Annotated in this window: 1 protein-coding gene; it reads left to right on the top strand. The window is 40.1% G+C overall.

Features of this window, described 5'->3' with window-relative positions; genetic code table 11:
• The coding region (locus ACOSDM_RS20300) for a hypothetical protein (protein WP_420726351.1) at positions 1-279 on the top strand (279 nt) is incomplete at both ends.

Raw genomic sequence — 279 nt, 5'->3', positions numbered from 1 at the left:
GAAACACAAGTGGAAGTATCTGAAACTAAAAAAGACAAGATAGAACAGACAATTAAGACATCCGAGATCAAACTTGAAGCTATGGAAGTGACTGCAGTTGAGGAAGTTGTGGTTGAGACATTGTCAGAGACCAAACTAGAAGCTACAGAAGTGACAACAGTAGTGGAAGAAGTCGTTGAAAAGAAACCAACTCTTCCAGCTACAATTCTGACTAAACCACAGTCACTCACAGTATCAGAGGGAGAATCAGTCAAATTCACATGTGATGTTGATGGTGAC

The organism is Hwanghaeella sp. LZ110, assembly GCF_048892525.1.
In the GTDB taxonomy this organism is placed as follows: Bacteria; Pseudomonadota; Alphaproteobacteria; order UBA8366; family Aestuariispiraceae; genus Pacificispira.
Note: the sequence above shows the minus strand (reverse complement) of the source record. Positions and strands in the feature narration are given on the sequence as shown.